Raw genomic sequence first — 14,601 nt, 5'->3', positions numbered from 1 at the left:
AGTTCCCCGACCCTGAGTCCCAACGGGACGTTAGGGACTGGCATGTAGCTTGCGAACGCAAGGCGAATGCCAGAAGGGGAATTTGGCGCAGCCCGAGCGAGGGCTTGTCCCGAAGCGTAGCGGTAAGGCGCTGTTATGCGCAGCTATTATATTTTGATTAATTTGATAATTGTTAAAAAAAATACAATCACTCCCATTAATATAATATGGAATATGAAGTAATTTCTTTTAGGTTCTAATTTACTATGTGCAAATTGTATAACTTGGAAGATTACTAAAACAAAAAGTGTAAAGTTCCAAAAGTAGATTTCTTCAAGATTTTCTTTCTTGATTATTAATGTTGCATTCCAGATAGAATTGGCTAAAAAAGCTCCTGGCATTTCAAGCCAAATTATTTTTAATTGTTTTTCATACGACGTTGATCCATCTTCATTTAATATGACTTTTTTGCTTTTTTCTTCTTTTTCTAAAACTGCACTTAGTATAGGTAAGGCCATTGGTATAATGAAGGCCAATAGAAAATTTTGAAACAAAATCATACAATAGTTCATTTGGATACGAATCTTTCTATTGATTTCTCTCTAAATTCAATTATTTTATTCCAAGTTCCTTTAGCAGGGATGTTAATTTTTCGGATATCGGGGATATCAAAAGGTACAAAGAATGAATTTTTATTCTCAACCAATGCAGTTTTTATTTTAAAAATTAATCCGTGTTCAAATAATATTTCAAGATCCTCACCATTATTTTCAATGATATCGTTATGAATTACATATAATGTAGGTTGTCCGCCAGTATGGCCAGTTTTTTCGAAACACATAAAATCATTTAACGCTTTATTCGGATATTGGTAATTATTCAATCTTTGTTGTCTGTATTTTGGGTCTTTTTCATTTAATATTTCAATCAAGATATTTAAGTGAAGAAATACAGAGATTACTGCGAATGAACGGTACATATTTGAAATAGGCGTTGAATCATAGGGTATTTTAATTTTGTATAAGTAGTCTCTTAATTGAGGTGCTGATGCGGAACTTATTGTTTTCGGGTCATGTGATTCAATCAACTCTATTAGAGAAACTATATTATCACTAATGTTTACTCCTCTTGATCCAGAAAAGTTTCCTTTTTTATTGTCGAATTCCAATAAACAACGTATTTCAGTAAATTTATCTTCTTTTGCGATTATCTCTATTTTCATATATTCTCCTTTATAATTATAATAGTTGCGCATAACGAACTAGGCTAACCGACGTAGGCTGACCCTGAGTCCCTGAAGGGACGTTAGGGGCTGGCACGTAGTTTGCAACTGCAAACGAGTGACAGAAAGCCTATGTGCCGCAGGCCGAGCGAGGGCGAAGACCCGAAGCGAAGTGGTTAGCCGATGTTAATTGCAGTGTCCAATAATAGTAACCAGTGTAAGTAAGAAAGTAAGAAGACCAAAACAATCCGAGCGTCTCTTCTCTTAAAATCATTCATTTCGCTGGAAAAGTAAATTAAACTTACTTAAACAGAACTGTGCTCTAATAATTGTACCAAATAGAAATTTGAGAAAGACAATAATGAAATGAAGCGCTTTCTTTTCTTATCTTCTCTTCAAATGAAACTCTTTTGTCTTTCTCTTCTCTTTCTTAAAAACGCGAAAAGAAAGAAACAGCGAAAATTACATTAAAAAGATTCTCTTAAAACCTTTTTGGACATTGCAATTAACGAACTAGTGGAGACGACGTTTCCCGACCCTGAGTCCCGACGGGACGTTAGGGACTGGCACGGAGTTTGCGGATGCAAACGAGTGACAGAAGGGAAATGTGGCGTAGCCCAAGCGAGGCCTTGTGCCGAAGCGCAGCGTTTCCATGCTGTTATACGAAGTGCCAAGTTGTTTTAGTATAATTATATTTTTGACAGTTTTGAATTGAAATAATATTATTTCAAGTTACTTATTTACTATAAGAATACGTGCGAGATGAACACTTTATTCGTTCACCGAAAATACTTGTTTCATCAAAAGTGATTTGGGTTTCCTTTGTTTGCTGAGGAGAAAGGAATAGTAATTCCGATTTAGTCCACATTTGATTTCCTTGTTGAACTTTTGATTCGACTACAACATTTCCTTCTCCTCCCAAGTTTCTAATACTTGTAATAACTCTTGTGCTATACTCTAAATTACTTAAATTCGAAGAGTGGTCATCGCATCTTACACTTACAATTTCTGGTTCAGGTAAAGTAACTTTATCTGTAAATCCTTTTAAATACGCATCATTGTCTAAGATGATGTAGGTAGCTAAGGCTATTAAAACTAAAATGATTACATTTCTTAGAAAGAAGTAAAAACTTGAGTAAAAGTTTAGAATTACTTCAAAAGCAAATAGAAATATTTGCATAAAGGCAGATAGTATTTCGTGTTGTTTGAGAAATTTTTTAAAATTTTCCATAATAATTTAAATATAAATAGGTTCTCCGATGAGGAACCAAGCTTTTGTAATGAAGTTATTTTCAATTTCATAAATGGCTAGAACATCTAGTATAGCTTTTCCTTCCGGTAAATTCCTTGTAACTATTTCAAAATCTACAATTTTTTCGGAATAAGCTTTTCTTGAAATAAGCTCCGCAGATAGGTCTGGCTCCTGGAACCGCATTAGATGTCTTTCCTTTATTTCCTGTATTCCGTTTGCGATTAAAGTATTTGGATGAAGGTAAATTTTGGCATTTTGATCCCAGTATGTGAGGAATTTTTCAATATCTTTGTTATTATATGCTATTAACTGATTTTCTATTATTTCAATTCTATCTGCTTTGTTCATATTTATTTGTTAAAGTATTGATGTTTTGGCATTTCGTATAACGAACTAGACTTACCGAAGTTGTCCGACCCTGAGTCCCGTGGAACGGGACGTTAGGGACTGGCGCGTAGTTTGCGGATGCAAACGAGTGACAGGAGGACAATTTGCCGTAGGCCGAGCGAGGCCTCGTGCCGAAGCGTAGCGGTAAGTCGCTGTTATACGCAGTAATTTCATTAATAGTATCAAAGTGCAAAACCCGCTGAAAGATAAAATTGTTGATATAACGAATTTTTCAAAGATGTATCATTAAGAATGTTATTTAAGTAAAAATTTTCTAGCATATAAGGTAAGTTATTAACATAGTAATCAGGATTGTAAGTAAAATGTTGATTAACTTTTCCAGCTTCAATATAGCCACGTTGATATTCGAATGCAATTAAAATGGAAGAACTTAATTCATGCCTAAATCCAATTCCAATTGAACTGAAGGTTCTATCGTCAAAAATAGTTTTCATTGAAAATGGTTGTGGAGTTATATTATTAGCTCGAATAATTGCTAAATTATTTCTTTCGACAGAAAAGCCTTTTTCGATTCCAATATTGAAACTTGTATACACAAATTTCCAAATAAAATATTGAAGATTTAATGTAAAAGTTTCAGAATTTTTCGAAGTAGAAAATTGATAAATTCTACTGGTAAAATAAGAACTAGATGGAAAAGACTCTAGACTTTTATCCCCATTTTTACCAATTCCATAAGTTACTCCAAGATAGAGATTATTAGTTAATCCATATAGAAATTGTAAGTTAACAGAACTGTCTAATTCTCTGGATGGTTTTTCAAAAGTAGTATTAATAATCCAAGGGGATATTAGGAAGTGATATTTTTTTCTCTCAACATCATTTGGAAGAAGCGGCGAGGAAAATATAAGTAAAATAGGTATAGTCAATATTCTGATTTTTTTAATCATTTTTTTTTTGAAATTATTGCGTATAACGAACTAGACTTACCGAAGTTCCCTGGCCCTGAGTCCCGAAGGGACGTTAGGGACTGGCACGTAGTTTGCGGATGCAAACGAGTGACAGAAAGGGAATTTGCCGGAGGCCGAGCGAGGCCTTGTGCCGAAGCGTAGCGGTAAGTTGCTGTTATGCGAAGTTTTTTTATATTGTTCTTGGTTTTGATAATAAAGCTATTTAGGAATTTGGAATGCAAGAACTCTGATTTTCGTATACTTTCAAATCTAAAAAAAGTGGTTTTCCATCTTGCACTTGGTCTTGTTGAGAATCTTTATATTCAGATTTTGTTTTTAGTTTAATAGATTCTAAACAATTATTGATGTCGTCTAAATTCAAATTATCTAAATAATTTTTGTTTAATACCAAAGGTGTTCTGTTATTTGCAAGATGATTTGCATTATTTAGTTTGAGATTATTTAAAAGTATCTCTGGATCTGACTTTGTAAACACTATTAATATATCAGTAGAATTTTCAAGCGATTTGTTTTCATACTTGAATGTATTTAAAATAATGCTACCATTGAAATTTTCTTCTACAACAGTTTTTTTGACAAAATAGCGAACTGCAAAATTATAAATGTCAGATTCATTTTTTAAATTTTTTTTTAATTTTCTCTTGGTTAAAGTTAGTATTCCGTATTTATTTGATAGATTGTCATCATTCTTTATTCTATATCTATTATATAATTCTTCATTCCTCAGGCTTCGATAATAATAGATGAAGACCGTATCATCCCAATATTTTTCTCGAATAGATGAAAGGAAACAATTTAAGCTTATTGTCGCTATTATAAATAAACTAATATTTTTATTGTTCATTTTTTTTATTGAGAAACCAGCAGCGTAACTGCCTATTATATATTGTATAATACAAATTTTGGGAAATAAAATCTGGAATAGCATTTGGATATTTTTCTAAAAATTCTGTCTCAATTTCTTTTTTTATCATTAAAATGCATTCTTGCCTTTCCGTTTCATTATAGGTTTCAAAAAAAACACGCTCCATTATCTTCTCGTTTAATCTCGAATCAAATTTGTATTCTATTTTTTGTAGTCTTTCTTTAAAATTAAGTGTTTCAAGTTTTGAGAATGCCACAAGAAAATCAAAAGTAGCATAGCTTGAGTCTATTTTGGTTTTGAATATATCAATTATAAATGCACTTTTGTAATTTTGCTCGCTTCCGAATTTCCTAATTTGAGCTTTTCCTATTAATTCAATCAGGAATCCTCCGGCTTCGTCAATTTTTGTGTCTTCTTTGTATGCACTTGACAATAAGAAGTAATCGATAGAATTACTTTCGTTTTTATTCAAGTTAAATTTTTTAATAAGTTCAAGATTTGATAATTCACGAATTGAAAATAGAAAAACTAGATCCTCTTGGTATATTTCTCGGATAGGTATGGTACATCTGAATATATTCGAAAAGATAAAGAATAGGATTATAAATTTATATTTTGTTATATTTTTCATTTTCATTTTTTTTTAAAACATTTCGCATAACGAACTAGACTAACCGACGTAGGCTGGCCCTGAGTCCCGGAAACGGGACGTTAGGGACTGGAACGACACTTGCGAAGGCAAGGGGAGTGCCAGAAGCCTATGTGGCGCAGCCCAAGCGAGGGCTCGTCCCGAAGCGAAGCGGTTAGTTGCTGTTATACGCTGTGCTATTTCAAATCGGATAATTCTTCCTTTAATTTTGAATCAAAGATAAAACAATTCGCCATAAGAGTAGTTTCACCTTTAAATTTGACAACATTAAATTTAAGAATTTTTCCACTAATCAATGGAACATTAATTTCACAACAACCATCGTAAGTATATGGACCTTTTGCATATTCATGTGGATCCTGGCTAGGTGTGAAGTCAGTTTCTTCTTCTGGAGGAAAATAATAATCCAAAGTTACAGTATCTTTTGTGAATATATAATAATAATTAAGCTGTTTTTCATCTTCAGGATATTGTTTCCACTTACCTAGAATATTGAAAGGAGATTTGTTAAGAACATATTTTAATTTATAAAAGTCGCTTTCTGGAGTTAAGGAAGTATCCCATAAATAACCTCCGTATGCATAGCCGGTAATTCCATCAAGAGTTTGTATTTTATAGAAAGGGAACTCTAAATCATCAATTTTAATGATGTTTTCCTCCTCTGATATAAATTTGACTAGATCACATTTATTCAGATATCCAATTTGTTTTCCAGAAAGATCCGGTTTGTCTCTTATAATTAATTTTGAAGCGATGTTTTTTTTATATTCAGAATATTCATTTTTACTTTCTTCTTTATCCTTACTAATAGTTGAGTTATGATTGGGTTTTTTACAGAAAAGTATTGTAGTTAGAGTAAAGAAAATAATTAAATATTTCTTATTCATAGTATGTATCCATTTTTATTGTTTATATTTATAGCATAGCGTATAACGAACTAGACTTACCGAAGTTCCCTGACCCTGAGTCCCAACGGGACGTTAGGGACTGGCATGGAGCTTGCGAACGCAAGGCGAATGCCAGAAGGGGAATTTGCCGCAGGCCGAGCGAGGCCTTGTGCCGAAGCGTAGCGGTAAGTCGCTGTTATACGCAGTTTTTGATTTTAAATTAATATATCTGAAATATCGTTGTTTCCTTTTTTGATTTTAAATCCTTTTTCTACTTTAGTAAATTCATAAATATCTAATATGCTTAATATATCCATCCATTAAAAAGAAAAAGTATCCTAGGTTTATCTCGGCATTTACATCTTTCTCCGCTTCATTAAATATATTTAATGAGTTTATAATTATAATTAAATCCGTGATTGTAATGAGTTCTTTCTTTGAAAATTTATCGATTTCGATTAGCACATTTTTCAAAGTATAATTTTTGTTATAATTAATTAAATTTAATATTATGTTTTTATGGTCTGCCTTTATGATATGTACGGGTTCTTTTCTTTCTTCGGAGGTCTTCTTGTAAATATCGTTTATTAAATCCCGTGTTATATCCCCAAAGTCTTTCTTTACTCCAGAAAATTTTATTTCAAGATCTGAGTTTAGGTTATCAGAAACTTTTTCAAAACTGCTCATTGCATCTTTTATTTTTGTAGAAATTTCAGACAAATTTTTAGAAGCGCTATTGATTTGTTCTATAGCAGTGCTTGAGTGGAAATTCTGAAAGAATGTATAAATAATAGCTAATACGGAAAGTATTATCGAAACAACAGAGGAAAGGAATCCAATCGCTTCAAAAACTTTTTGATTTTGATAGAAATTACGTGTGAATATTACTAGATTTACCATGACTAGAAAGATTATTATATATGTTAAATCTTTTTTGCTAATGATTTGTTTCATTTTGTATCCTTTTCAAAAATTGCGTATAACGAACTAGACTTAACGACGTTCCTCGACCCTGAGTCCAGAACGGGACGTTAGGGACTGGCACGTAGCTTGCGTATGCAAGCGAGTGACAGAAGAGGAATGTGGCGTAGCCCGAGCGAGGGCTTGTCCCGAAGCGTAGCGTTAAGTCGCTGTTATGCGCTGGCTGGAATTAATTCATTACATATCAATTCATTAAAGTTATCAATTTCATTTTGAGTTAAGCAAGTATTAACCCATTGATTTACTAAGATCTCCCAAACATGGGACTTGCTTTTTTTTAGTTTATTTCCAACGAATTCATTCCAATCATGATGATTTGGTAAGAGAATTGCCTCATCTAATATTGAGTATAGAATTCCTGGACCAACATTGAATCTATTTTCCAATTCATTCCAATTGTTGGATTTTAAATCTTTATAGATTTGTCGTTCTGGGGCTAAGTTACCCGGAAGTTTAATACATCCATTTGAAGTAGGTTTATCCGCATCTAATACTGATAAGGACATATATGGGAGCCGTCCTTCTACTTTTAATGTTCCTAAAATTTCTACAACATTACTAGGACCAACTGGTTTAGCTAATACTCTCCGTAAAATAGTTGATGAATTGTCATGTTTTTTTATTATCTCGTAAACTATAGTAGCAGCTTCCATGTCTTCTGTAAAAATATATAGATCTGGGTGATCGTTTTCATCCATTTGGGATAAAGCAAAGTTAACTGAAATTCCTGGAATAATTTCTTTTCTATTTTGCGAATCTAATACTAGCAACCTTCCTTCTGCTGGTATTTCGGCGAGTATGTAAGGACTATGTGTCGTTACGATAATTTGAAGTCTTTTAGTTCTCGTTAATTTTATTAATAATTCTATCAATCTACGCTGTGCTTTCGGATGTAATGAGGCTTCTACTTCATCAATTAAAACTAATGAATTATTTGGAATGGTATCTAATACTTTTATTAAATCCAGTGTAGCATCTTCGCCGGCGCCTTGGTGGAATTGTGAAACCTCTCCATATTGTCTTGCCAATATACCAACTTCTCTAGTATCGTCTTGATTAGTTTTGCTAAATCGGGCATTGGTATAATTACGGTTTAAAATGTATGAAAGATGGCTTCTATATTCATCCGATATTTGACTGGAACTAATTTCTGTTAAAGCTGTATTTATTAATCGAGTATATCCCCTTGTGGAATCTAGAGGTAGTACTCGAGATACATCCAAAATAATAACATTTCTTGTTCTTTTTGTTCCTGAAAAACGCCAGCGTTGACTTTTTTTCGCTTTAAAATTCACACTGTTTGTACCATTTCTAATCTTATATTCGAGTTCTACATTTGGAAAGGTATCCCATTTAGTTTCCGGAAAAAAAGTTGACGGATAATAAGTAGGTATATTCGTAACATCACTTGATTGATAAGCACAAGCTAAACTTTTTAGGATGGTACTTTTACCCATCCCATTTTCGCCTACAATGGCACAGATTGGAAATCTGAAATAAATCTCTTCCCCATTAAATCCATGTAGCCCAGATATTTTAATTGATTCTAGAAACTGAGGCCATAGGTGAGGATTGCTTGAAAATTGGTTTTTAACTTGGTTAACTTCTGAAGTCATTTATTTTTCCTAAAATATTTTTTTCCGGCTTGCGCATAACGAACTAGGCTAACCGACGTAGGCTGACCCTGAGTCCCGGACCGGGACGTTAGGGGCTGGCACGTAGTTTGCGACTGCAAACGAGTGACAGAAAGCCTATGTGCCGTAGGCCGAGCGAGGGCGAAGACCCGAAGCGAAGTGGTTAGCCGATGTTAATTGCAGTGTCCAATAATAGTATATCTTGTAAGTAAGAAAGTAAGAAGACCAAAACAATCCGAGCGTCTCTTCTCTTAAAATCATTCATTTCGCTGGAAAAATAAATTAAACTTACTTAAACAGAACTGTGATTTAATTATTGTAGCAATTAAAAATTAGAGAAAGACGGTATCGAATTGAAGCGCTTTCTTATCTCTTTTTCTCTTCAAATGAATCTCTTTTGTCTTTCTCTTCTCTTTCTTAAAGGCGCGAAAAGAAAGAGCCAGCGAAAATAACATAAAAAAGATTCTCTTCAATCCTTTTTGGACATTGCAATTAACGAACTAGACTTACCGAAGTTGTCCGACCCTGAGTCCCGGACGGGACGTTAGGGACTGGCATGTAGCTTGCGAACGCAAGGCGAATGCCAGGAGGACAATTTGGCGTAGCCCGAGCGAGGCCTTGTGCCGAAGCGTAGCGGTAAGTCGCTGTTATGCGACGTTTATTTTCTATAACTTCTGATTAATACAACAATTCCAAAAAATAGCGCTTGGATTTGAGAAAAAGTAAATCCTGTCCATGAAGTTCTAGGATTTGCATCTGTTTTTAATGAGCTATTTAAAAAAGTAGTAAAATAAGGTACTTCATTTTTCAGAAATTCAATAAAAAATAGGAAGATGAGATAAGAAAGAAAAGAATATTTAAATAGATTGATTTGAAGAGATCCTTTCTTAGAATACAAATAATATGTAATGATTCCTGAAGCAAAGAATACAAAATAGAAGAATGGAAAATTCCAGACTATAGTGGATCCATTCTCCTGCAAAATTTCTTTAGTTAAGATTGGAATATTTACATTTGATGAATTAGAAGAAATTTGGTAATCTGAAATGATAAATCCAAAGTTTAAGATCAAACCAAAAACAAAAATCGGATAAATAAATTTATTTTGATTAATTTTATCATCATTCAGTGTTTTAAATTTAAAATATTTAATTGCAAGAATAATGCTTAAGAAATCCGAAATTAAATTGAATTTAGGGAATGTAAAAAGGACATTCCAAAGGCCGATTTTTTCAAATTGCGAAAATCCATTCCATGTAAATAGGATAGTATTAAGAGAATGGATAAAACCTTGATCAAAATGCCATATAAAAGGCCAAAAGTTTAATATTTCAAAGAAAGCACTGATCAAAATATCTGATAATTTTAGTAATATTAATAATTTCGAAAATTCCTTAATTTTATTCCAATCACCAATTACTTGAAACTGATTAATTAGTAATATTAAGAAAATTAATTGAGAAAGTTTAACTGGTGAAATTTCAAATTCCAATTTTTTCCTTCAAGATAAATTTAAATAAATGTCGCATAACGAACTAGGCTTACCGAAGTTCCCCGACCCTGAGTCCCAACGGGACGTTAGGGACTGGCATGTAGCTTGCGTAAGCAAGGCGAATGCCAGAAGGGGAATTTGCCGGAGGCCGAGCGAGGCCTTGTGCCGAAGCGTAGCGGTAAGTCGCTGTTATGCGTAGTTGCCCACTTGATCGATAAAGTTATTTTGGTGCGATCGTAACTATTCTACAACCTTTGCATAAAGGATAATTTTCTATAATAGGCATAAAATTGTTTTTTATCATTTCTGCATTTTCTCCATAGAAATAGAGAGCAGTTTCTGTTTCACCTTGCCAATAGCTTTGCATAGTACCCATATTTATGATACAGTTATTCAATTTTTCAATTAAATCGTTTATATCAGAATTTTCATAAACTTCTTTCGGTAAATTTACTCCATCGAGATAAATGGCAAGCCCTTCTTTTTTACCAAATTCAATCTGTTTTGGGTTAGATTCGTCTTGAATATGAAGTATCGAAGATTTCGGAGCACCAAGTTCTTCTAATTTTTTAATAAGAAACGGAATTCCTTCTTCCAGGTTATAAAGAGTTATTTCTACATCGATGAAATCAATCTCGCCAGTTTTTTTCTGCATAGTGCCACCACCGTCAACTTCTCCGAGCTTGACTGTTTTTAAAGCTTCATCGAGCGGATCTTCATAAATATCTCCTCTATCTAATGGCATTAATAAATGATTTAGTTGAGCAGTTACGAAATACGTTTTGTATTTTGATTTATTGCTTTTAAATATATTTGAGAAAATTCCCATTTTTAATCTCCAAAATTTCTATTATAAATTTTATCTGGGCAATTACGCATAACGAACTAGGCTAACCGACGTAGGCTGACCCTGAGTCCCGGACCGGGACGTTTGGGGCTGGCACGTAGTTTGCGACTGCAAACGAGTGACAGAAAGCCTATGTGCCGTAGGCCGAGCGAGGGCGTAAGACCCGAAGCGAAGTGGTTAGCCGATGTTAATTGCTGTGTCCAATAATAGTATATCTTGTAAGTAAGAAAGTAAGAAGTCCAAAACATTCCGAGCGTCTCTTCTCTTAAAATCATTCATTTCGCTGGAAAAGTAAATTAAACTTTCTTAAACAGAACTGTGATCTTATAATTGTACCAAATAGAAATTTGAGAAAGACAATATTGAATTGAAGCGCTTTCTTATCTTTTCTTCTCTTCAAATGAATCTCTTTTGTCTTTCTCTTCTCTTTCTTAAAAGCGCGAAAAGAAGAGCCAGCGAAAATTACACTAAAAAGATTCTCTTAAAACCTTTTTGGACATTGCAATTAACGAACTAGACTAACCGACGTAGGCTGGCCCTGAGTCCCGGAACGGGACGTTAGGGACTGGCCACGACACTTGCGGATGCAAGGGGAGTGCCAGAAGCCTATGTGGCGCAGCCCAAGCGAGGGCTCGTCCCGAAGCGAAGCGGTTAGTTGCTGTTATGCGACGTTTATTTTGATACCTTTTTTGCTTTATTGATATTCATTTGTTTTTAATACTAATTTGCTTTTGTTATCTAAAAGCCATTGCATTCCATTGTCTGTTATTGAGTAAACTGTATATGGTTCATTTGAATATTCCTCTATCTTGTTTTTAGGAGAGAGATATTCAATAGATGTTAATTTTTTTAAAGCTAAAGTAGTTGCAATTTTTGTGTATCCAGCTTTTTCTGCTTCGTTTTTGATTTGATAAGTAGAGAGTCCATCATCGGCTAGATCAAAACTTTCTGCTACAGAGACTAAAACTACTATTTCATTCGAGTCCAATCCTTCTGTTTCTTTTATTACGTTTTTAGACAGCTGAGCCATGTTGTTTTTTCTTGAAGAAAAGGCTTTTACTTTGTTTTCTATTGATTCCTTTAATTTTTCAAAATCACTTGCTGATTCGTTTTTATATTTTATTATATTTCGATGTTGAATGTCGAAAGGAAACTTTGTCGAACGTTCCTCTGAACAGACTAATATTGTATCTTTTCCGTAAGCAATGGCTAAACCAAGTTCAAACCAAACGTTCGGATTATCGATTGTAATATCGGCAAGACAGACTGAAGCATCTCTTATATTGTCATTTATTTCGTCAATTGGTATTATAGAGTTTATGTCTTGATCAACTCTATATGGTTCTAATCCAGCGTTTAAGATTGCTGGTTTGAAGATGTCTTCATATCTTTTATCGAATTTTCCGCCATCGAATGGCTGTATAATAAAACACTTTTCCATTTTTGTTCCTTTTCTTTTTAAGTTTGAATTTATAAATGTCGCATAACGAACTAGCCTTAACGACGTTCCTCGGAGCTGAGCCTACGGAGTAGGCGTTAGCGTCGGCACGTATTCTTGCGTAGCGAGAATCGTGACGGAGAGGAATGTGTCGTAGACCGAGCGAGGGCTTGACCCGAAGCGAAGCGTTAAGGCGCTGTTATGCGATGTGATTTTTATTGAATCATTTCAATTATATTCTGAAATTCGTCCAAATCTTCAATTTTGGATAACTCGATGATTCGTGTGGCTGCTTTTATCTTACTTCCCTCACGCAGTTCAAAATGAATAATATCTTTATTTGTGTTTTCACTATAATTTATTTGAGATGGTCTTTCTGTAATTATTTTTTGTTTTAGATTTTCTGATATCAAAGATTCAGTGAAAGCTGGTAAAATAAAGTAATCGTGATTTGCTTTTAAATTGATACCATTATTTTTCATACGATTTTGAAGGCCGTTTTATGCTTTTTTTCCTGCATCATCGCCGTCAATTATCAGAATATTTCTTACTTCTCCAGTTTTTGTCAATGGGTAATAGGCTTCAAATAGTAAGCAGGCGGAATTGCAATTATTTCCCGTGAAAAATTTAACGTCTTCCGGATTTAAGTTAATTTTCTTTCCTTCATGTAATTTAAGTAAAGATCCTTGAAATAAAATTTCATCCGAGGGACCTTCTAGAATGATATTTGTTTTTTTTAGAAACATCGAATCGATTAAGGAAACTCCCAGTGATTCCCTCGCATCATCATATTTATTACTTTTTATAATTGTTGAGTATGGAGCAGATGAATCTTTTTCAACTACCAATAGTTGAGTTTCCTGTTCTTGATTGACGAAATTTCCTGAGTGAGTCGATATAAATGTTTGTACTTCTCTTGAAAATTCTTTCAAGATTTGAGAGACACCTCTTTGTTTTAAAGGGTGTAAGAATGATTCTGGTTCTTCAATTGCCCAGATGAAAGTGGTGACTGCATTATGTCTTTGAGGGTGGTTGTCGGCTAGATATTTAAGAAAGAATAATAAGCTACTAGTTTGAATTCCTGCACCTTTTGAATCTAAGGAGGTTTTGTAATGATCTGTCAAATCGGGAATTAGAAATGTCAGCATCGATTCTACTGAATCAAATGGTAATTTGAGTTCTAATTCTTTTATTTCGGAAAAAACTTGTTGTAATGAATTGGTGATAGATTGGCTGCTCGCTGAAAGTTGCGGTTTAAGATCATCTATAAGATTTGAAAGAGAGGTATTAATTTTTTGTCTATATTTTACAGAACTTCCGCTCCATCCACTAAATATTGTTCTAACCAATTCTTCACTTATTTCTCGTTGAATTGTATGTAAAATATCCCTTCCAATAGGTATATATTTAAATCGTACTGAATTTAAAACCACATCGACTATTTTATCTATTAACTCCTGTTTGATATTTAGGTTTCCCGCTCTACCTATAAAATTCCATTGTGGTTCACCTGATTTATTTAGTCTCAAACGAAGTAGTAACCTGTTGTTACTTAATCTTTTCTGTTTTGTGTTTTTTTCTATGTCAGTTAAGGCCAAATCTATTTTTTTTTCTTTATTTGGATCATATGAGAATTCAATAGAAATTTGTGTGGTCTGCTTAGCTAATATGCTTGTTGCTTTCGGGAAATCTAATTCGAAAGAATATTTTTTTCTATCAATTGTTCCATTAAAAAATAACTCTAATGCTCGAAGGATATTGGATTTACCTGAATTGTTTGCCCCTACGATCACATTATATTCTTTGCATCCGAATTTTATCGATTCAGAGACAATTGATCTAAAATTTAAAATTTCAATGTGTTCTATTTTAATCATATTTTTTCCGTTTTATTTTAAATCATATCGCATAACGAACTAGACTTACCGAAGTTCCCCGACCCTGAGTCCCAACGGGACGTTAGGGACTGGCATGTAGCTTGCGAAGGCAAGGCGAATGCCAGAAGGGGAATTTGCCGAAGGCCGAGCGAGGCCTTG

General features: G+C 33.8%; 15 protein-coding genes. All 15 read right to left on the bottom strand.

Annotation, left to right across the window (positions count from 1 at the left end; genetic code table 11):
* Window positions 1–146: 146 nt before the first annotated feature.
* The 15 genes from LEPBI_RS10770 to LEPBI_RS10700 all read right to left on the bottom strand — a co-directional run bounded on the left by LEPBI_RS10770 (window position 147) and on the right by LEPBI_RS10700 (window position 14,442).
* Window positions 147–539, bottom strand: coding sequence for a hypothetical protein (locus LEPBI_RS10770; protein WP_226992755.1), 393 nt, complete (start codon window positions 537–539; stop codon window positions 147–149).
* A gap of 8 nt (window positions 540–547) precedes the next feature.
* Window positions 548–1,201, bottom strand: coding sequence for a hypothetical protein (locus tag LEPBI_RS10765; RefSeq protein ID WP_012389152.1), 654 nt, complete (start codon window positions 1,199–1,201; stop codon window positions 548–550).
* Window positions 1,202–1,937: 736 nt separating this feature from the next.
* Complete coding sequence (locus tag LEPBI_RS10760; protein WP_012389151.1) at window positions 1,938–2,432, bottom strand: hypothetical protein; 495 nt, start codon at window positions 2,430–2,432, stop codon at window positions 1,938–1,940.
* Window positions 2,433–2,438: 6 nt separating this feature from the next.
* Window positions 2,439–2,801, bottom strand: coding sequence for a nuclear transport factor 2 family protein (locus LEPBI_RS10755; protein ID WP_012389150.1), 363 nt, complete (start codon window positions 2,799–2,801; stop codon window positions 2,439–2,441).
* A gap of 221 nt (window positions 2,802–3,022) precedes the next feature.
* The gene (locus tag LEPBI_RS10750) at window positions 3,023–3,751 is read right to left on the bottom strand and encodes a hypothetical protein (RefSeq protein ID WP_012389149.1); all 729 of its coding nucleotides are present in this window, start codon (window positions 3,749–3,751) and stop codon (window positions 3,023–3,025) included.
* 223 nt (window positions 3,752–3,974) lie between these two features.
* Entirely contained in the window at window positions 3,975–4,616 is a 642-nt protein-coding gene (locus LEPBI_RS10745; RefSeq protein WP_012389148.1) for a hypothetical protein, read from the bottom strand.
* Entirely contained in the window at window positions 4,606–5,109 is a 504-nt protein-coding gene (locus tag LEPBI_RS10740; protein ID WP_226992754.1) for a hypothetical protein, read from the bottom strand. The genes LEPBI_RS10745 and LEPBI_RS10740 overlap by 11 nt, the downstream gene beginning before the upstream one ends.
* Window positions 5,110–5,462: 353 nt before the next feature.
* The gene (locus tag LEPBI_RS10735; protein WP_012389146.1) at window positions 5,463–6,173 is read right to left on the bottom strand and encodes an SH3 domain-containing protein; all 711 of its coding nucleotides are present in this window, start codon (window positions 6,171–6,173) and stop codon (window positions 5,463–5,465) included.
* Window positions 6,174–6,458: 285 nt separating this feature from the next.
* A complete protein-coding gene (locus tag LEPBI_RS10730; RefSeq protein WP_012389145.1) occupies window positions 6,459–7,127 on the bottom strand; it encodes a hypothetical protein in 669 nt (222 codons plus the stop codon).
* 179 nt (window positions 7,128–7,306) lie between these two features.
* On the bottom strand, window positions 7,307–8,770 hold the full coding sequence (locus LEPBI_RS10725) for an ATP-dependent nuclease (RefSeq protein WP_012389144.1): 1,464 nt from the start codon (window positions 8,768–8,770) through the stop codon (window positions 7,307–7,309).
* Window positions 8,771–9,446: 676 nt separating this feature from the next.
* Entirely contained in the window at window positions 9,447–10,280 is an 834-nt protein-coding gene (locus LEPBI_RS10720; RefSeq protein ID WP_012389143.1) for a hypothetical protein, read from the bottom strand.
* A gap of 220 nt (window positions 10,281–10,500) precedes the next feature.
* Window positions 10,501–11,109: a hypothetical protein gene (locus tag LEPBI_RS10715; protein WP_012389142.1), complete on the bottom strand. Its 609-nt coding sequence runs from the start codon at window positions 11,107–11,109 to the stop codon at window positions 10,501–10,503.
* 712 nt (window positions 11,110–11,821) lie between these two features.
* Window positions 11,822–12,568 carry a hypothetical protein gene (locus LEPBI_RS10710; protein WP_012389141.1) on the bottom strand — a complete coding sequence of 249 codons (747 nt, stop codon included), beginning with the start codon at window positions 12,566–12,568 and terminating at the stop codon, window positions 11,822–11,824.
* 212 nt (window positions 12,569–12,780) lie between these two features.
* Window positions 12,781–13,047: a hypothetical protein gene (locus LEPBI_RS10705; protein ID WP_012389140.1), complete on the bottom strand. Its 267-nt coding sequence runs from the start codon at window positions 13,045–13,047 to the stop codon at window positions 12,781–12,783.
* A gap of 18 nt (window positions 13,048–13,065) precedes the next feature.
* The gene (locus tag LEPBI_RS10700) at window positions 13,066–14,442 is read right to left on the bottom strand and encodes an ATP-dependent nuclease (RefSeq protein ID WP_012389139.1); all 1,377 of its coding nucleotides are present in this window, start codon (window positions 14,440–14,442) and stop codon (window positions 13,066–13,068) included.
* Window positions 14,443–14,601 lie beyond the last annotated feature (159 nt).

Origin of the sequence: Leptospira biflexa serovar Patoc strain 'Patoc 1 (Paris)' (assembly GCF_000017685.1) — a bacterium.
Lineage (GTDB): Bacteria > Spirochaetota > Leptospiria > Leptospirales > Leptospiraceae > Leptospira_A > Leptospira_A biflexa.
Note: the sequence above shows the minus strand (reverse complement) of the source record. Positions and strands in the feature narration are given on the sequence as shown.